Origin of the sequence: uncultured Maribacter sp., assembly GCF_963974015.1 — a bacterium.
Taxonomy (GTDB): Bacteria; Bacteroidota; Bacteroidia; order Flavobacteriales; family Flavobacteriaceae; genus Maribacter.
The window spans coordinates 533796-552611 of the sequence record NZ_CAXBBZ010000002.1 but is presented as its reverse complement, the minus strand read 5'-3'; the positions used below and the strand labels follow the sequence as shown (position 1 = coordinate 552611).

Sequence of the window (18816 nt, the reverse complement as noted above, 5' to 3'; positions counted from 1 at the left end):
TGATGACCAGGCATAACTTGACCTTTTAAATAACTAGTGGGGCGCTTTGTAGCTGTTTAAATTAAGAAAATTAGCTTTAAGTTTTACTTTAAGTACAGGAGATTTTTATATGGAGTTAGGGTTATTTGACATATTGACGAAAAATACTACAGAATATGATTTTATTTGAATGCTATAGCTTTGAAGATGCACATAACTCTTTTCTTAAAATAATTTGACATGTATAAATTCACTTAAATATTTAGTACAGAATATTGTCAAGTATTTTATTCAAATATTGTTCTGCGGCTGTGAATTTTTTATCTGAACGGAAGAGTTCATAGAGTTCCTTTTTTAAATCCGACAATTCCATCTGACTATATTCGAGGACACCGATTGAAGCTTCTATTTTTTCAAAGCTGGTATCCTCATCATCCTTTATAAATTCTTTATAGAGTGATGCAAACGTGGCGCTATCTGTTTTTTGCTTTATCATATCAATCTCTATTTGGGTCAGTTCTGAATCTGCCTGTGCACATAATAATAACAGATAGACCTTCAGTTCGTTCTTTGACCAATTTTTACTTGAGTTACTCATTTTTTTAGTTTTTTATTTTGTTTGTTGCTCTCTAGAGCGCTAATATTTCATAATTATTTACTAAATATATCTACTAATATATAGATTTAAATAAAGAAAAGCAGAACCAATTATATCAACCATAATGTTTGATTTAGTTTCATCTACTTTAGATTTCGAGAGGACGAAAAATACTATTGTTAGAAAGCCAAAATCATCAATCATCATATAGATTAAATTCTTATTAAGTCAGCATACCCAGATGCCGTTTTAAAGATTTTTGGTATACTCTATTTTAATTTATATACGTTATTCTATGCCGTTTAATGCCGTATTATTTTAATCCTAATGCAATAATTTTTGCAGGTCCTATTGATCCGCCCACAGCAAATGCAATATATTGTTTACCTTCTACCATGTAGGTCATGGGCGCAGCCGTAACATTCAAGGGAAGTTCAATTTCATGAATCAACGCTCCACTGTCCTTATCAAACACTTGCATTTTTGGTTCAAAATTTATAATTTCTTGAGTTTGTACTTCGCTTAGTTTTGCTCCGCCAACCAAGGCAGGTACATACTCCCAATACTTGCCTTCTTGCCCAATAAATAGCAAGGTCTTCGTAAGTAAAGGAGATCCACGTAAATTCCACCCCAATCTGGGTAAATTCAAATCTTTTAACAAAGGATGATTTCTAGGACCTTCTCCCATGGGGGACTGCCATTTATGATCTCCGGTATTCAAGTTTATAGCTGTAATTCTACCATAAGGCGGCTTAAACAATGGAAGACCCTGTGGACCTGAGACCCAGAATCCTTGCCATTCATAATTGGCATCTGTTTTTGTAGAGTCTGATTTTATTATTTTAAAAAACCCGGGAAATGTCATCGAAGGAATATAGAGCACCCCACTTTCCGGGTCTACAGCTGCTCCATGCCAGTTTGCTCCGCCTAGTGCTCCTGGTAGATACACTAAGCCGTTTTCGGTAGGAGGGGTAAACAATTCACCCTTATCTATTTCATTTAAACTTGCCCAAGCTTCATCAAACAATTCAGGAGTAAAATCGATAATATCATCTTTGGTGACACCTTGTCTGTCAAAAGCAGCTGGTTTTGTGGGAAATGGTTGTGTGGGAGAGGTTCGTTCACCTGGCGCAGTAGATTGTGGTACAGGTTTTTCTTCAATAGGCCATATGGGTTCACCTGTTTCACGATTAAATACATATGTAAATCCTTGTTTACTCACTTGCGCAACAGCTTTCACAGATTTACCATCTCTATTAATGTTTAAAAGATTAGGAGCTGCTGGTAAATCGTAATCCCATACGCCATGATGAACCATTTGAAAATGCCAAATTCGTTCTCCTGTTCGGGTATTCAAACACACTAAACTTTCTGCAAACAAGTTGTCTCCTAATCTATTGCCACCATACCAATCGTTAGTTGGTGTACTTATTGGTAAATAAACATATCCCAACTCCTCATCGGCACTCATTCTTGTCCAAACATTGGTGTTACCGGTAATTTTCCAAGATTCATTTTCCCAAGTATCATTCCCATATTCACCAGCTTGTGGTATGGTATGAAATACCCACAATTGCTCTCCTGTCTTTACATCAAATCCTCTTACATCTCCAGGAGGCCTCATACTCTGTGGGCTTGCATCTGTAATCGAAGCTCCAATTACAATTACGTTATTGGCAATAATTGGAGGAGTGGAAATTCCATAGTGAGAAGCATCGAACGGACGGCTTAGACCCTGGGAAAGGTCTACTATTCCACTTTTACCAAATGATTCAACCAAACTCCCATCCTTGGCATTTAATGATATTAACCGAGCATCGGGGGTTCCAACTATAATTCGCCCTTCTTTCCCGTCATCCCAATAGGAAACCCCTCTGTGAATATATGCTCCATGTGCAGGAGCATTCGACTTATAGGTTTCTGGATCATAGGTCCAAATAGTTTGGCCAGTTGATCCATTTATTGCTGATACTATTGCCGTTGAGGAACTTACATACAATATTCCATTGATTGCAATAGGGGTGGCCTGGTAAATAGAAACAGGAAATTTAAATTGTTCTTTAAGATCATTATCTGGGGATTCCCAAGTCCATTTCATTTGGAGATCTTTTACATTTTCCTTATTGATTTGGTCTAAGGGAGAGTATTTGGAACTAAATTTATCTGAAGCATAAGAAGTCCAATTTGCGCCTAAATCTGATGATTGATCCGAACAGTTAATCAAAAATAGGGATATCAGAAGTAACGCGAATGTTGCATAGTTAATTTTCATGTGTATTAATTTTAGGTTATAGCATAGAACATTGAATTCTAATCAAAGAAGACCCGAAATGTACATTCGGGTCCTGAAAGTGTTGGTCAGTTTGATAAATAGTTAATTCAAACAACTACTGAAATCAACTTAATTTTTTTTAAATCATTTACATGTAATTACTGCACTTGCTGGCCCCGTAAGCTTGATGCTAGAGATTTCTTGAAAACAAACTTCTTTTGACAACATACTAAAATCTGCAGCCAAAAATAGCACCCTTCAGATGTTTCGTTAAGCATATTTAAAGACATCGGCAATCCAATATGATTTTTATTTCGATTATTATCAATTTTATTTTCAATAATAATTAATGCCCCAATCAAGAAGAATGTTGCCTATGGTAATGACATCTGCTTTAGGGAAATTGACTTTTAAAATCTCCTGACACTACTTTTAATCTGCTTTATACACTTCTAATTCTATTTCGATCATCAATTCTGGCAATGCCAATTCTTTTACCCCAAGCCAAGATCCTGTTGGGAAATGTTTCGTGTAGATTTCATTTCTATAAACGGCAGCTTCCAAAAATTTAGGCATATTGGTAGTAAATATGTTTTCTACAACTACATCATCAAATGTACAGTCATAATGCGCTAAGATTCTTTCCAAATCTGTATAACAGTTAATCATTTGCTGTTCAAAATTCCCTATAGCTGTTGGATTTCCTTTATCGTCCATACTTACAGCACCAGAGATTTTTATATCTTTTCCTATTCTAACGGCATGTGAATAGCCATAGGCTTTTTCTACCTCTGGTCGAAGCAGGAAATATTCGGGGGCTTCAGATTCAATTTCTACTGTTTCTACCACTTTTTCCGTTACTTTTTCATTTTGTGGTCGGTTACAACCAACCGTGGTAATTATTACTAAAAGTAAGGTAGTTCCAAATTTTAAAAATGATGTTTTCTTCAAAATATTTAGTGTTTTTAAGGTTGTTGATTATTTATTAGCCACATCTGCCAATCGCTTGGTGTCTTTATATTGTTAAAATATAACTACTTTCCCATTTTTCAGGGTTCAAAGATGTGCGAATTGAGCGGTATATTGTGCACATTACTCTTCCTTTTTGCATTAAACCATAATATTTCGAGCACTTTGTCATTATACATATTATGTAGTTCAATATCGTTAAGGTTAAAGTATTCATGTTCTCTCACATGTCGAGCAAATATGCCGTTCTATACGCTCTTTGTCATTTGTTTGGATTGCCATATGATTGGGCATTCTCCTCTGTCATGTTCCACGCGACTTTTTTATCCGATAAACCCAGTGCGACTTAATCATTACCTTTTTCGAATGCTTTAAAAAAAGGCAGACCTTATTTGTCAATAGATAAGTGGTTGTTTTCAATAATACTAAAATTAAAACACAACTATTGACAAAATAGATTCCCCCGAGTTAGGTCTGCCTGTTATTATTTTTATTCATCAGTTTTTACCAGCAGCAGACCGGTTGATAATACCTAAACTGCTGCTTATAGAAAAGTGATGTTGGGTAGGCCAAAGTTTGATTGTTTATAAAGGTTCGGGTAGATTATATTATTCAGTGGGCGGTGTTACCGAATACCCTTGTTTTGTCAATAAGCTGATATAGTCTAAATAATAACGCATGGTCGTAATTTTACCGTCGACTACCAATGAAGCAATATGGTAAGGTACGGGTGTTACAATTCCGGTTTTGTTGTTTTCAAGGGTGTTTACGCCCCAGGTAAGCAACCATTCCCCTTCATTCCAATTATTTTCCACCTTTACAGGTAAATACAAATCATTCGAAATATTATGTTTGTAGTTGGTAAGGCTATTGACCCAATATGCTTTGTGTTGCGTTGCATTCAAAGAGTCTAAGCCACCACCAAGTCCATAAACCATTGCGTCTTTGGTCATTAAAGCAGCTACGCCTTCAGCATCGGCATTTTGTAATGCTGTCACATACTTTTTTAGTGTTTCGGTGGCGGTTTTCCCATTGTCGAAATCTAAAGACACTTTAGGCTCTTGTGCCATACTTAAAGTTACTCCAAACATTAGGGTGACAAAAAGAAATATGTTTCTTAATCTTTTCATGATTTATTGATTTACTAATTAATACTATTTTTTTAAATTCTAAGTGAAGGAGCCATTTTAAAGAAATCAATATTCCGTTTTAAATACAATTGGTTTTGGACGGATATGATTTTAAACTGTCCGAATAGTTCTTTTTATTTATCGAGGCTTTTGGCGAATGGATTTTATGTCTAATAATAAAATGATCGTTTTCTATAATAAAATAGAGCAATGGAAATTAATCAGCACACAAAATAGGGGAGCGTACCAGATACATATTAGTTGTTCTGGCATTGTAACATGATTTACTTCTCCTAAAAATTAATTTAGATTTACTTAATTACTTTAAGTTACAATAGTGCTTGGTAAAAGTTGTTCTTCGATTTCACCATCACTGTTGATATGTACGTAATAGGAATGGTTTTGACTGTCTAAAGAAATAGAGGTATGTACTACCTCATCAATAAAATGAATGGCAGAACGGTCATCACAAGCGTAACCATCGGATAGTTTACCTATTGCAATATTATTATGATATAAAGGTCTTCGAGAAGCTTCTGAATTATAATGCGGACAATGACTTTTATCAATAAATGACATTCCACCAACGATGCTTAATTCCTTTGGTCTTGAATCTGTTGTCCCACCATTAAACCAACATAAAGAACCAGCACTACCGCCACCCATAACTACTCCATCATCATATGCTTTTTTGAGGGCAATATCAATGCCTTGTGCTTTCCATATAGCCAACATGTTTAGGGTGTTTCCACCGCCAACGACAATAGCATCCATTTTTGAAATGATTTCATCGAACGATTCCTTCTGATCATAAGAATTTATCCATACGCTCATCACATGTGGAACCACATTAATCTGCGAACAGACGTCATAAAATGAGTTGATGTAATCTTGATCTTCACCACTAGCGGTAGGAATAAAACACAGGTTAGGTTTGTTCTTACCCGTAGTCTCTGCCATGTACTTCAAAAAAGGCACGGTATGTCTACCACTACCGTAAATTAAAAGCTGTCTTTTCATAAAGACAAATTAATTCATTCAAAATTAAAAGGATGGTATAGAACTACTATTTTTTAAAGTTTTTGAATTGACATACTTTTTTACTCCATAATTGGGGAGGAAATTGAATAGCCCCATTCCTTTAATAGCCCCAAATTATCAAAGACAACGGACTCATGAACCATATGCGCTTCATCATCAAAAGTTAGAATGCTCATGCCTACTGTATGACCAATTTTTCCGGTAGGGGGTATGTCACCAAACATACCTGTGTTGGTTCCTGTACCAATCCAATTGACATATGTTCTGTTTTCAAATACATTTATTTCTTTATCGATCATTTTAAAATCTGGCATTGCCCTATGCCAGATTTGCATCGATTCAAAAAGCTCACTCTGATTTGTCGATTGTATTTTACCGTTTACATTACGTACCAATTTATTTATGGTAATCATCTTGAGCAAAACGGTATCATTATCGCTCCATGCGCTTAAATAGGTTTTTGTAGCCTTTTTTAAAATAGTTGCTGAAGTATTGGTTTTGGGTAAAATATCCTTTGTTTCGAGAGCATTTGTATCCTTACATGCAAAGAATAATGATATTAGTATTGCGAACAAATTGAATTTAAGTTTTTCCATGTTGGACTTTTTTCCAAAAACCTCATTATTTTAAAGGAAATGATAAACAATTGAATTAATAGGTGATAATGGATAAGTGTTAGCATATGTTGTCCGAACGAGCTAATTTATTGATCGAGAGGTTACTGACTAGAATGTTGTACATTTAGTGAAAGCTCATTTTCCCTCGATGAGTATCAATCTGCAATATGAGTGCTTTATTTCAAAAAATTGGATACACTTTTATTCTGTCTTTTTTGGGACTAAGCTTTGGCTATGGTCAATTAGTTGACTTGAACAGTGACCATCCTTATAAAAAGGTATTTGTTGATACCGATAACTTTGGAGCCTCTTATCTAGATACTTTAGAACAGGAGTATCATAAGGTAAAAACAGATTCGGTTCAATTCTCCATGCTCAATGATTTGGCTTATTACTGGCATACCAGAAACTTGAACACTGCCATGGAGTTCACCAAAAAGGGTCTAGAACTTACTTCTTTGAAAAATGACCTTGCTTGGCATGGTAGATTTCAAATCACCCAAGGAGCCATTCTTCTGCGAATGGAGAAATTAGACAGTGCCCAAAACGTTTTGGAATTGGCAAAAGCTAAGGTTCCTAAATCTGACCTACCATTTTTAAATACCCAGTTAGGCTATGTATATGAACGCAGGGGGCAACTAGATAAAGCTGCTGACTATGCACTAAAATCACTCGACCTAGGTGAAAAACTCAACGATAAAAAGGCCACGGCTATTGCTTATAGTGATTTAAGTAATCTTTTTTGGAAACAGGGGAAATTTGAATCGGGAGTAAAATATGGGCTTAGTTCGTTAAAATTATTTGAAGCTTGGGGTATTACAGATTTGGACTACGACTTTACGTTATATGTAACCGGCAATAATTACCTGGCTTTAGAGGACTATGAAAATGCTAGGAAATACTATGAGCACTCTATAATTATTGGTGAGCGCTATGGGTTTTATAATAATTTGAGCGATGTATATATATCATTGGTAGATCTATATACCTATTTACGTGAATTTGAAAATGCGATGGAAGCTGGCCGAAATGCCGTTAAATATGCTGAGCTTTTGGAAAATAACTTCATGATTATGCGCTCTTGGTTGGCCATTGGAAAAATGCAAAATAAGAAAGGAAACTGTGCAGAAGCTATTGAGGGGCTCAAAAAATCAATAACAGTTGCCACTGAAGATTTTGGAGATGCCTACTTTTTGAGCGAAGCGTACAATGAATTAGGTAGGGCTTATGCTAAAAACAACGATTATAAAAATGCCTATAGTTCATTTTCTGTATATGATTCACTAAAAAATGAAGTTTTTACAGCCGAGGCCGATCTTCGTTTTTCACAGTTAAGAACAGAATTTGATGTGGCACAAAAGGAAAGTACGATAGTGTTGCAACAAACACAGATAAAAAAGCAGCAGACACGTCAACATCTTATTATCATAATCACGATTTTGTTGTTATTGTTGCTTCTATTAGCGTATAAGGCTATTTCAAACAATATAAAAAAGAACAAACTTTTGCAAAATAAAAATGCTGAAAAGGAATTCTTGCTGAAGGAAATACACCATCGGGTAAAGAACAATCTTGAGATCGTTTCTAGCTTACTATCCCTTCAGGCAGCCCGAATTGTAGATCCTAAAATTTTGGATGCCATCGAGCAAAGTCAGCAACGTGTTCATAGTATGGGTATGATTCATCAAAAGTTATATCTAGGGGAAAAACTGGCGACTGTAGAAATGAAGGATTATTTTATTAATCTATCCGATTATATCATCCATTCCTATGGTAAGAACGATCAGGTAGCGATTAATTTAGAAATGGATGAACTTGAACTTGATGTCGATATGGCAATATCTATAGGTCTTATTGTCAATGAGTTGATTACTAACTCTTTAAAATATGCCTTTCCAGATGATAGAAAGGGTATTATACATTTGGCATTAAAAAAGAAAGCAGATTTATTTGTATTGCAGGTTAAGGATAATGGTATAGGTATGCCAACGGATACACAAGTTAATGGTACCGGTTTTGGAACACATTTAGTTGATTTATTGGTAAAACAATTGGATGGAAAAATGATTTTGGTAACGAATCAAGGTACTTCGGTACGTATACAATTTCAAAATACAAAAGCTGCTTAATGGAAAAAGAAAAGGTTAGTATATTAATAGTTGAGGATGACATGATCATAGCGGCCAATCTGTCTATTCAGTTGACAAGTCTTGGCTATGAGGTTACCGGTATTTTACCTAGGGGAGAAGAGGCCATTATGCATGTCAGAGAGAATAGACCACACATATTGTTAATGGATATTAATCTAAAAGGAGAGCTAAGTGGCATAGAAACCGCCAAAGCAATTAAAAAAAATAATAACATTTCTATTATATACCTTACTGCCAATAGTGACGATGCTACTTTTAATAAGGCCAAAGAAACCCATCCTAAGGCATTTATCACAAAGCCCTTCAACAAATTAAGCCTGCAACGTACCATCGCTTTAGTCGTTGAGCAAATGAAAGATGAGAAAGAATCGAGTAAAAATACGCAGCATATTGAAGTACTTGAAGACCGGATTTTCGTACGTCATAATGGAAGGATGGAGAAACTACTTTTGGAAGACATACTTTATATTGAGGCCGATCGCAATTACTGCATTCTAATTACTCCTAAAATCAAGCATATACTAACATGCACACTAAAGGTGATGGAAGAAAAGCTTCCAAAATCTAGTTTCGTTCGTGTACACCGTTCCTTTATAATTAATATCTCAAAATTAGACGTTTTGGCCGATGGTCATTTGGAAATTGGTAGAAAAGTGATTCCTATAGGAAAATCGCATAAAGAACTGTTATTGAATCGTATACGTACTATATAATTACTTGTGTTATCCCTAAAAATCTTTTGGATAGTTTACCTCTATTAGGACACTTTTTACATAAGATCGTCCTGTTCTCAATTTCTTCTTCAAAATAATCAGATACAATAACATATGGTTCATGGGAATCATATTTGATATAACCACTAAATTATAAGAACATGAAAAAGGAATACTAATTATCGCATTAATGCTATTCGGTGTTAAGACCAATGCACAAGGAACATTATATCTGGTTTTTGAATTTATGAAGGTAGATAACGAACAACCTGCAGCATACGACGAAAACGAAACATTCTAGGAGAAAATTCAACTACAGCGGATAAAATCAGGAGATATTATAGGATGGGATTTATGGTCTTTACAACCAGGAGAAGAAATGCAAGATTTTCAATACCTAACAGTGTCATTGTATAATGACCCCGTAAAAATGATGGATGGTAGTAGTTGGGAACACTTAGAGGAAAGGGCTAAGGCGGCCTATCCTAATATGACAGAAACCGAACTTACCGCAAAAATTAATGGTTCAGCAAAAATAAGCGGTATAGCAGTACGAATATATGCTCAACAAATTGCCATAACAACAGGGTTTTCGCCAGCAGAAATGGTTTTGGGTACAGTTGCCGAAATAGACATGATGAAAGTTGACCTTGAGAATAATAAAACCTATGAAAATGCAGAGAAAGAGGTATTTCAGCCTTTACATCAAAAAGAGGTAGATTCAGGTAAGAAGTTAAATTGGGGATTGATCAGGTTTATGAATCCAATAGGTAGTGATACCTATGCATCGCATATGACAGCAAGTATGTTTAAGGATTATAACATGGCCTTAAATCAAAATATAACCTACAATGAGGGTGCAACAACTGCTAAGACTAAGCAGATGCAAGAAGGTATTGCAGCAGGGAATTTGAAATAGGTTTACATGGCCAACTAATTAGAATGGCGCGTTAATAAAAGAAATTCGATTTTATGTATTTATTATTTTTTTAGCTAAAAAAACCCCCATGATTATAGTCATGCGGGTTTTTATTTGTTTAGAAAATTTTCAATTTAAACTAATCTCTATTACTAGAGTCGTTTCTCTTTTTTGGTCTACTTGTATTCCTGTTATTTTTTCCACGGAAGTTGTTACCACCAGGTCTATTTTTATTGCCAGATTTTCCTGGTCCTCGTGGGCTACGTGCTGGCCTATCATCATCTTCATCTTTTGTATCCTCATCCATAAACTGATGTTCTGGCATACGAGGTACTGCTTGTTTAATGAGTTTTTCAATATCACGTAGGTAAGCTCTTTCTTCTTTATCACAAAAAGAAAGTGCGGTACCGCTTGCACTGGCACGACCTGTTCTACCAATACGGTGCACATAGGTTTCAGATACATTTGGTAAGTCATAATTTACCACCAAAGATAAATCTTCAACATCGATACCCCTAGCTGCAATATCTGTAGCAACCAATACCTTTAGTTTACCATCTTTAAAATCACCTAAAGCTTTTTGTCGTGCAGTTTGTGATTTGTTACCGTGAATAGCGGCAGACCGAATATCGGCCTGTGCCAATTTCTTTACAATCTTATTGGCACCATGTTTTGTGCGTGAAAATACCAACACAGAAGCTTTTGGCTGTTGTTCTAATAAATGAACCAAAAGTTTAGGCTTGTTGCCTTTACTTACAAAGTAAACACCTTGTTCTACTTTCTCTGCGGTAGCTTGTTCGGGTTTAATGGTAACGCGCTCGAAATCGCCTAACATTTTACGAGAAAGCTCTACAATATCTTTTGGCATGGTAGCCGAAAAGAAAAGTGACTGTCTTTTTGGAGGAAGTTTTGCAATTATTTTTTTAATGTCATGTATGAAACCCATATCCAACATTTGGTCGGCTTCATCTAAAACAACATGCTCTAAATCTCTAAAGGAAATAAAACCTTGGTTCATTAAATCTAATAAACGCCCGGGAGTAGCAATCAATATGTCTACACCACTTCTTAAGGCACTTACTTGTTTACTTTGTTTAACACCACCGAAAATAACGGTATTTCTAAGTCCGGTATGCTTACCATATGCAGTAAAACTTTCGCCTATTTGAATGGCAAGTTCACGAGTAGGAGTAACGACCAACGCTTTTACTTTGCGTTTCGATTGGCTTAAACTAATACCTTCATACAAATGATGAAGAATAGGAATACCAAAGGCAGCTGTTTTACCTGTACCGGTTTGTGCAACACCTAAAAGGTCTTTGCCCTTAAGAAGTATAGGGATAGATTGCTCTTGAATTGGAGTAGGATGAGTATAACCTTCAGCTTCTAAGGCTTTTAGGATTGGTTCGGCAATGCCGAGTTCTTTAAATGTCATAATTTTTAATAAGCGGCAAAGGTAAGCTTTAATGTGGAAGTAATTAAAAAGTAGATAGTAGATAGGAAATAGGGATTAGAACTGGTTTTTAGTGTTTTTTAGAAAGTAATGAGCATAAAGTATTTCTATGTGAAGCAAGGGCAGAATATAGAAAAAAGAAAAATAGACACTCTAATAATGATTTAAAAGTTTTTAGACAGAACTAATAGTCGATTAACGACATCAATTATCGGTAAGGTGATTTTGGTTACTGTGTCGTTTATCGACAAGATTTTACACTTCAACCTAACACTTGTAAACTATCGAGTAATATGTGTTTTTCAACGATTCACTACCTAGTACAACAAGGTCTGCTGCGTTCTATAAGTGTAACAAACGCAAGTCATGAAAACAATACTAACAATTATCTTTATCATCTTCTTAAGCTTTACTGCACAAGCACAAAACGCTACTAACGAAGTTAAGGTTGAAACTATTGAAATGACAATCGTTACTGAAACAACTTATGAGTTAAACCTTGAGTCTATAACTGAAGTAGCTCGTTTATACAAATTCAAAAATTCAAAAATCAAAAAAGAGTTAAACTTCATCACTAAAGCAAACAAGCCTAAAATGGCTTAATGTTCAGTTTTCAGTTTTCAGTTACCAGTTGCCAGTTTTCAATTTACACTCGTATCTGCTTTCTCTTAATCTTGAATTCAATTTGAGTTTTGAACTTTACGCTTGAATTTGCTTCTTAACCTTTTAAAGCCCCTTCATGGCTGCTTCGGCACAGCGTTCACCATCCATTGCAGCAGATACAATACCACCTGCATAGCCACCACCTTCACCACATGGAAAAAGACCTTTGATGACCGGATGCTCTAATTGTTCGTTTCTAGGGATGCTTACCGGTGATGAGGTTCTTGATTCTACGCCAACGATATTTGCTTCTGAAGTGTAATACCCATGCATTTTATCACCAAAGGCCTTAAAACCCTGGCGTAGTCTTCCTCCAATTAGTTTTGGCAATAAGGAGTGTAGGGGAGCGGACTTTAGACCTGGCTGATAGGAAGTAGGGTTTAAGTCTGCAGACAAGTTGCCTTCTACAAAATCAGTTAGCCGTTGTGCAGGAGCAGTTTGTGTACGCCCACCTGAGGTAAACGCCAAACGTTCTAAATCCTTTTGATATTCCAATCCTTTAAGAGCTCCGAATTTTTCGTACTTAGGAATATCGGTATCTACATTAATTTCTACGACAATACCAGAATTTGCATATAGGTTATTCCGTTTTGATGGTGACATACCATTTACAACCACTTCTCCGGGTGCGGTTGCAGCTGGTACAATGAATCCACCGGGACACATACAAAAAGAGTAAACGCCTCGCTCTTTTACTTGTTCAACCAAACTATACGATGCTGCAGGTAATAGTTCACTTCGCTCACCAGAACAATGGTATTGAATACTGTCAATGATATGCTGCGGATGTTCTACGCGAACGCCCATAGCAAATGATTTTGCTGCTAATGCAATATCCTTTTTGTGTAAAAGGTCGAATATATCACGTGCGGAATGTCCGGTAGCAAGAATGACTCGTTCTACTGCCATTTCATCCTTTTCATTAAGAATGATGGCTTTTAACGTGTTGTTCTTGATAACGAAATCGGTCACTTTGGTGTTGAAATGTATTTCGCCACCATGATGCTGTATTACTTCTCTTATGTTCTGAACAATTTTCGGGAGTTTGTTAGTTCCGATATGCGGATGCGCATCTATTAATATTTGCTCTGTAGCACCATGAAACACCAAGCTTTCGAATATGCGACGTACATCGCCACGTTTTAAGCTTCGGGTATATAATTTTCCGTCAGAATACGTGCCAGCACCACCTTCTCCAAAGCAATAGTTGCTTTCTGGATTAACTTGATGGTCTTGGTTGATTGCTTTTAAATCGCGTCTACGGTCTTTTACATTTTTGCCACGTTCTAGTACAATAGGTTTGTATCCCATTTCTAAACAACGAAGTGCAGCCCACATTCCTGCAGGTCCGAAACCTATAATATGAATCGGTTTTGCCTTAGAAACATCTTTATAATTAAAAGATATAGCATTGCTAGGGGCGGGTTCATTAATATAAACAGCCAGTTTGTAATTGAATACGATTTTAGGTTTACGTGCATCAATAGATTTTCGAAGTACCCTTATCTTAAAGGTGCCTTCTACAAGACCAAGATACTTTGCCGTACGTATTTCTAAACCATTAGGAGTCGCTTCTTCCTTTAACGTTAATCGTAACTGTACATTTCTGACCATGTTGCAAAATTAAAGTAAAATACACGATGATATTTCAAGAGTTTTAAAATTGCTGAGAAAGTGGTGAAAAGAAAGTAGTGCTAAGGATATTGTATTTGGAATTTATTTTTCAATAATAGTTCTAAAAGTCAAATTCACTCTGGGCTGCGTACTTAATTTTGTGGGTGGTAATCGATGCAACCAATTGGTTTGGGTTTCATCTTTCATTATCAATAAGCTACCATGTTCTAATATCAATTCTACCTTTTCTTTGGTTTCTTTATGTTTAAATGCGAATTTTCGTTCCGAACCAAAACTTAAAGAGGCAATTGCGCCGTTCTTTTTTAAATCTTTTTCGCCATCGCTATGCCAGGCCATTCCTTCGTTTCCGTCGTGATAAAGATTTAGTAGGCATGAGTTAAAAGTCTCACCTGTTTCTTGCTCTACTTTGTTTTTTAAGGTTACTAATTCTGTAGTCCAAGGTAATGCCAGTTTGGTAGTTTTTGAATACGTGTATTCAAATGGTTTTTCGCCATACCATGCCACTTTACGCTTCGTGATTATTTTCTTGCCAAAAATTACGGCCTCATCATTTTTCCATTTAATTTGGTTTAGTAACTTGTCTAAAAAATCATTTGCGTCTGGTAAAATCAGAATCTTACCATAATAATTTACTGTTCCACCTTGTGGGAGTAGGTTTTTACTAGAGTCTACTTTTAAATCAAACAATTTCATTTTTCCATTTTTTATAAGCTTCCTTCATACAATGTCTATAAGGTCGAAAATTACTTTCGATAGCTTCTTCAGTTTTTTAACCTAAAGATTCACTTTTAGTAGTGCTCTATTTGTTTGCAGAGTTTTGGCAAGAAATACTTATAATCAGAAATAAAAATAGGGATAAATTTCTAAGAATAGTAAAGATTGAATTTCTGACTTTCATTGTATACAGAATATTTTTTTAGTGTTTTAGACCATGTATGTAAGATGTATTACCTGTTTTAACGATTAATTTAAAGCATATACAAAACGAAGGGAAATCTGTGAAGATTTTCATGAATAGGCGTAACCAGCAAACCATTTTACATTGCTTAACGGGTACTTATTTTTGCTTTCTAGGGATGTTTTCTTGCATGGTATCCAAAGAATAAATTGTCCAAGCTAAAATCACAGCATTTTTCATAATGTCATTTTCAGGAACATATTCTAAGAAATCAAGAGTTGTATGATGAGTTGCAGACCTATAAGCTAAATCATCTTGTATGAATTGAAATGATGGGATATTATAGTGATCAAAAGTTTCATGGTCGGTAGATAGTGTGTTTTCAATAGTAATAGCCCCAGAACTTATAGTAGAAATTGGCTCAAATACTTTTTCGAAAACGGGTCTTGCCAATTCATTATTCTGTAAAAAAACACCTCTTATTAACCCGGCACCATTATCTAAATTTAAATAAGCTGCAATTTTTTTAGATGCGATATTCGGATTTTCATTTAAATCTCCAAAGTGTTTTTTAGCATAGGCAGCCGACCCTAAATAAGCTTGTTCTTCACCTCCCCATAGCCCAACTTTAATAGTTCTTTTGGGTTCATAGCCAATCTGCTTAAGAATGCGTAAAGCTTCTACTAAAACTATGCAATTAGCACCATTATCGGTAGCACCTGTGGCAGAATGCCAAGAATCGAAATGAGCTCCTAATAGGATGCTTTCTGACTTTAGTTTAGCATCATTACCCGAAATTTCCCCTATGATGTTTACATTATTTTCGGGTTCACTATAAAATTCAGTTTCCAAATTAATTCGTAAAGTGGGTGTTGCATTTAATTTTGTCATACGGTACAATCTTCCAAAATGTTCAGGCATGATTGTGAAATATGGCAAAGGTTTTAAATCACCCTCTTTATAATAATAAGTTCCTTGAGGGTGTAAAACACCTAAATACATAGACCTAGTAGTCAATACGGCTATAGCGCCTTCAGCTTCTATAAACTTAAGGAACGATTCATCCGAAAAATCGTCAGTTTTCCATTGCTCAAAAAGTTCAGGTAGTGGAGTTGTTTTAACCTTTACGGTTACTTTTTGCTCCATTTGTTTCAATTGTGTCTCTGAATATCTAGATTCAATAGTATCTAATAGTGATTTCTTTCTAGGTTCTTTTCCTAAAAGGATTATTTTTCCCTTCAGTTTACCTGAAAATTCACTTCTCACCCAATTCATATCAGCATAACTTTCAATACTTATGATGGTACCAGAAACAATGCCATCTGTACTTTTAGACATCGCCAAAGGATACGCTGAAATATTCATATAGTTTGGAGCCACCATTTCTACAGCAAAGGTTTTAATACCCCAGCCTCGACAATCAGAACAATAATTTTCAAAATGTACATTTTGAAGACCAATTTTTTTCATCTCATCAGAAATCCAATTAGCAGCGTTATAGTACTCTCTAGTACCTGTAAGCCTCTGGCCGTAAATGTCGGTGAACTGACTTAACATGTTCATGGCTTTAGAATTATTGAATCCTTCATTTCGAATTTCTGACAATACTTTTTCCTTACTTGTTGCTTGTGAATAGTTGTTGATAGTAAATCCTATAAAAAGGAATAAAGTAATACGTGTTTTTAATTTCATAATTAGAAGTAATGATTATTGAATGTTAATCGTTAGTGTAAGCACCAGTAACATTTGTAAATGATAACAAGTTACTCTATTTCTAGGTGTATCTGCAATACTATTCTTCTGCGCTTAAAATGATATGTAAAACCCGTAATTTGTTATTAGAATTTACGCGTGACTTTATCTTTAAAACTCAACTATATAATCATCGATGAGATTACAGGTAATTTTTCAATTAGAATCAGCCTTACGACAACCAAGTAAAAATATCATACTGAATTTAATCATTTGAATATGTAAAATAGAAATGGCAGGTTTCTAACACTAATTTTATAAAGCGTAATTCATCTGCCATTATTCAAAAATAATAGTAACTACTATGCTTTCTATTTATTTTAAGCATGGTTTTAATCAACGTATTCCATTTTTCTATGGACTGAAGTTCACCACTTAAATGGTAGTTTATATCCGCATTGTAAAATTCGAAAAGTGTGTCGGGTTGAATACAATTAACAGGAAAGAAGTTTAGGTTTAATCGGTCGATGAGTTTTTCTTTCCGTGCATATGATTTACCAATATTCGCTATTTCACATGTTTTGATATAGAATAATTAACGTATAGCTGATTAAATACTTCATTTGTTTTTGATTTAAAGAATACATAATTCTCATTTGATAGATATTAACATACTATTAAAATAATACGTAAAAATTAATCGATACATTTGAATATATCGATATATTAAAACATCATGGAGCTAAAACAAATAGAAAAAATATCAAAAGCGTTAAGTGATGTTAATCGGCTAAAAATATTACAGTACATGCAGAAGAATCAGGGTAAGGTAGAATGTACCCATGCTTGTGATTTGTTAGATTTAACACAGCCTTCCATCAGTCATCACATTAAAAAATTAGTGGAATCAGGATTGATTAATCCGCATAAGATTGGGCGAAATTATCATTACTCCCTTAATCATGAGGTGTGGGATAACTACACATTAAGACTGAAAAATCTATAATATTTTAGAGTATATATTGAAAGTTATAAATGTATAAATGAATTTAGCTTGAAAAAACAAATAGAATATTCCATACTTGACCTTGCTATAGTATCACAAGGAACCACCTTAAAAGATACTTTTGATCATGCATTGTCATTGGCTCAAGCAGCAGAGACTGAAGGTTATACACGTTATTGGTTGGCCGAGCATCATAACTCGGTAGCTATTGGTAGTAGTGCAACGTCTATTTTAATTGGTAAAATTGCAGACGGCACTAAAAAGATTCGTGTGGGGTCAGGTGGAATTATGCTACCAAATCATTCCCCTTTAATAATAGCAGAACAATTTGGTACGTTGGGTATTCTATATCCTAATCGTATAGATTTAGGATTGGGACGCGCCCCAGGGACAGATCAAGAAACAGCAAAAGCTATCCGATCCGATTTTTACCAAGCTGCCATGTCTTTTCCTGATGAAGTTCAAAAAATACAGCATTATTTTTCGAGTGAAAATGCCAATGCAAAAGTTCGGGCTACTGTAGCTGAAGGGGTAGAGGTGCCGATATACATTTTAGGTTCAAGTACCGATAGCGCCCATCTTGCAGCCAAAAAAGGTTTGCCGTATGCTTTTGCAAGTCACTTTGCAACGACATATTTAATGAATGCTCTAAAAATATATCATCAAGAATTTCAATCCTCTGAAGTATTAGAGAAGCCATATACTTTAGCCGGAGTCAATATTATTGTTGCAGATACCGATGAAGAGGCAGAACGAATTTCAACATCGCTTTATAGAATGATTATAGGCTTATTGACGGGTAAGCGAGGGTTTATGCAGGCCCCAACTGAAATGACGGATGAATTACGTGCATTAAGCCAAAACCCTTCTGTACAACAAATGCTTAGGTTTTCATTTATTGGGAGTAAAGAGACCGTTAAAAGGAAAGTAAAACAATTTATTGCAGACACACAGGTAGATGAGCTAATTGCCGTAACTAATATCTTTGATGGTAATGACCGTATTAAATCGTATCAATTTTTTGCAGAAATTATGCGTGAATTGAATAATGAAGATTCTTAATTGTATAGGTAAGTGTTTT

The 18816-nt window shown here is 35.2% G+C and carries 16 protein-coding genes; 6 read left to right on the top strand and 10 right to left on the bottom strand.

All coding sequences use genetic code 11. From position 1 onward, the window contains the following. Window positions 1–241: 241 nt before the first annotated feature. The 6 genes from AACZ41_RS06975 to AACZ41_RS06950 form a co-directional block, all read right to left on the bottom strand. The gene (locus tag AACZ41_RS06975; protein WP_339627644.1) at window positions 242–577 is read right to left on the bottom strand and encodes a hypothetical protein; all 336 of its coding nucleotides are present in this window, start codon (window positions 575–577) and stop codon (window positions 242–244) included. Window positions 578–890: 313 nt separating this feature from the next. Beyond that, on the bottom strand, window positions 891–2849 hold the full coding sequence (locus AACZ41_RS06970; protein WP_339627643.1) for a pyrroloquinoline quinone-dependent dehydrogenase: 1959 nt from the start codon (window positions 2847–2849) through the stop codon (window positions 891–893). Window positions 2850–3281: 432 nt separating this feature from the next. Continuing rightward, window positions 3282–3800 (bottom strand): RidA family protein, encoded by a 519-nt coding sequence (locus tag AACZ41_RS06965; RefSeq protein ID WP_339627642.1) that lies wholly within the window; start codon window positions 3798–3800, stop codon window positions 3282–3284. Window positions 3801–4426: 626 nt separating this feature from the next. After that, complete coding sequence (locus AACZ41_RS06960; RefSeq protein ID WP_339627641.1) at window positions 4427–4948, bottom strand: nuclear transport factor 2 family protein; 522 nt, start codon at window positions 4946–4948, stop codon at window positions 4427–4429. 324 nt (window positions 4949–5272) lie between these two features. Further along, complete coding sequence (locus AACZ41_RS06955; protein WP_339627640.1) at window positions 5273–5968, bottom strand: peptidase E; 696 nt, start codon at window positions 5966–5968, stop codon at window positions 5273–5275. An 80-nt stretch (window positions 5969–6048) separates the two neighbouring features. Beyond that, entirely contained in the window at window positions 6049–6585 is a 537-nt protein-coding gene (locus AACZ41_RS06950; protein ID WP_339627639.1) for an ester cyclase, read from the bottom strand. Window positions 6586–6773: 188 nt separating this feature from the next. On the opposite strand from AACZ41_RS06950, the gene AACZ41_RS06945 reads away from it, so the two are divergent. From AACZ41_RS06945 to AACZ41_RS06935, 3 genes are all read left to right on the top strand, one after another. Continuing rightward, on the top strand, window positions 6774–8735 hold the full coding sequence (locus AACZ41_RS06945; RefSeq protein WP_339627638.1) for a histidine kinase dimerization/phosphoacceptor domain -containing protein: 1962 nt from the start codon (window positions 6774–6776) through the stop codon (window positions 8733–8735). Beyond that, a complete protein-coding gene (locus AACZ41_RS06940; RefSeq protein WP_339627637.1) occupies window positions 8735–9469 on the top strand; it encodes a response regulator in 735 nt (244 codons plus the stop codon). The genes AACZ41_RS06945 and AACZ41_RS06940 overlap by 1 nt, the downstream gene beginning before the upstream one ends. A 379-nt stretch (window positions 9470–9848) precedes the next feature. Then, a complete protein-coding gene (locus AACZ41_RS06935) occupies window positions 9849–10388 on the top strand; it encodes a hypothetical protein (protein WP_339627636.1) in 540 nt (179 codons plus the stop codon). 139 nt (window positions 10389–10527) lie between these two features. Here AACZ41_RS06935 and AACZ41_RS06930 read toward each other — a convergent pair whose 3' ends face one another. After that, entirely contained in the window at window positions 10528–11823 is a 1296-nt protein-coding gene (locus tag AACZ41_RS06930; RefSeq protein ID WP_339627635.1) for a DEAD/DEAH box helicase, read from the bottom strand. Between the two features lie 384 nt (window positions 11824–12207). Between AACZ41_RS06930 and AACZ41_RS06925 the strand changes: the two genes are divergently transcribed. Next, a complete protein-coding gene (locus AACZ41_RS06925) occupies window positions 12208–12444 on the top strand; it encodes a hypothetical protein (protein ID WP_339627634.1) in 237 nt (78 codons plus the stop codon). Between the two features lie 123 nt (window positions 12445–12567). Here AACZ41_RS06925 and AACZ41_RS06920 read toward each other — a convergent pair whose 3' ends face one another. The 3 genes from AACZ41_RS06920 to AACZ41_RS06910 all read right to left on the bottom strand — a co-directional run bounded on the left by AACZ41_RS06920 (window position 12568) and on the right by AACZ41_RS06910 (window position 16729). Beyond that, entirely contained in the window at window positions 12568–14118 is a 1551-nt protein-coding gene (locus tag AACZ41_RS06920) for an FAD-dependent protein (RefSeq protein ID WP_339627633.1), read from the bottom strand. A 102-nt stretch (window positions 14119–14220) separates the two neighbouring features. Further along, a complete protein-coding gene (locus AACZ41_RS06915; protein ID WP_339627632.1) occupies window positions 14221–14832 on the bottom strand; it encodes an alpha-ketoglutarate-dependent dioxygenase AlkB in 612 nt (203 codons plus the stop codon). Between the two features lie 364 nt (window positions 14833–15196). Then, the gene (locus AACZ41_RS06910) at window positions 15197–16729 is read right to left on the bottom strand and encodes a M28 family peptidase (protein ID WP_339627631.1); all 1533 of its coding nucleotides are present in this window, start codon (window positions 16727–16729) and stop codon (window positions 15197–15199) included. A 736-nt stretch (window positions 16730–17465) separates the two neighbouring features. Here AACZ41_RS06910 and AACZ41_RS06905 point away from each other — a divergent pair. Both AACZ41_RS06905 and AACZ41_RS06900 read left to right on the top strand, forming a co-directional pair. After that, window positions 17466–17735 (top strand): metalloregulator ArsR/SmtB family transcription factor, encoded by a 270-nt coding sequence (locus tag AACZ41_RS06905; protein WP_339627630.1) that lies wholly within the window; start codon window positions 17466–17468, stop codon window positions 17733–17735. A 48-nt stretch (window positions 17736–17783) separates the two neighbouring features. Beyond that, window positions 17784–18797 carry an LLM class flavin-dependent oxidoreductase gene (locus tag AACZ41_RS06900; RefSeq protein ID WP_339627628.1) on the top strand — a complete coding sequence of 338 codons (1014 nt, stop codon included), beginning with the start codon at window positions 17784–17786 and terminating at the stop codon, window positions 18795–18797. Window positions 18798–18816 lie beyond the last annotated feature (19 nt).

Coding starts and splice junctions, on each gene's coding strand:
- AACZ41_RS06920 (WP_339627633.1), bottom strand. CDS start 14,118: ATGGTCAGAAATGTACAGTTACGATTAACGTTAAAGGAAGAAGCGACT.
- AACZ41_RS06915 (WP_339627632.1), bottom strand. CDS start 14,832: ATGAAATTGTTTGATTTAAAAGTAGACTCTAGTAAAAACCTACTCCCA.
- AACZ41_RS06925 (WP_339627634.1), top strand. CDS start 12,208: ATGAAAACAATACTAACAATTATCTTTATCATCTTCTTAAGCTTTACT.
- AACZ41_RS06950 (WP_339627639.1), bottom strand. CDS start 6,585: ATGGAAAAACTTAAATTCAATTTGTTCGCAATACTAATATCATTATTC.
- AACZ41_RS06955 (WP_339627640.1), bottom strand. CDS start 5,968: ATGAAAAGACAGCTTTTAATTTACGGTAGTGGTAGACATACCGTGCCT.
- AACZ41_RS06930 (WP_339627635.1), bottom strand. CDS start 11,823: ATGACATTTAAAGAACTCGGCATTGCCGAACCAATCCTAAAAGCCTTA.
- AACZ41_RS06940 (WP_339627637.1), top strand. CDS start 8,735: ATGGAAAAAGAAAAGGTTAGTATATTAATAGTTGAGGATGACATGATC.
- AACZ41_RS06960 (WP_339627641.1), bottom strand. CDS start 4,948: ATGAAAAGATTAAGAAACATATTTCTTTTTGTCACCCTAATGTTTGGA.
- AACZ41_RS06970 (WP_339627643.1), bottom strand. CDS start 2,849: ATGAAAATTAACTATGCAACATTCGCGTTACTTCTGATATCCCTATTT.
- AACZ41_RS06975 (WP_339627644.1), bottom strand. CDS start 577: ATGAGTAACTCAAGTAAAAATTGGTCAAAGAACGAACTGAAGGTCTAT.
- AACZ41_RS06945 (WP_339627638.1), top strand. CDS start 6,774: ATGAGTGCTTTATTTCAAAAAATTGGATACACTTTTATTCTGTCTTTT.
- AACZ41_RS06935 (WP_339627636.1), top strand. CDS start 9,849: ATGCAAGATTTTCAATACCTAACAGTGTCATTGTATAATGACCCCGTA.
- AACZ41_RS06910 (WP_339627631.1), bottom strand. CDS start 16,729: ATGAAATTAAAAACACGTATTACTTTATTCCTTTTTATAGGATTTACT.
- AACZ41_RS06905 (WP_339627630.1), top strand. CDS start 17,466: ATGGAGCTAAAACAAATAGAAAAAATATCAAAAGCGTTAAGTGATGTT.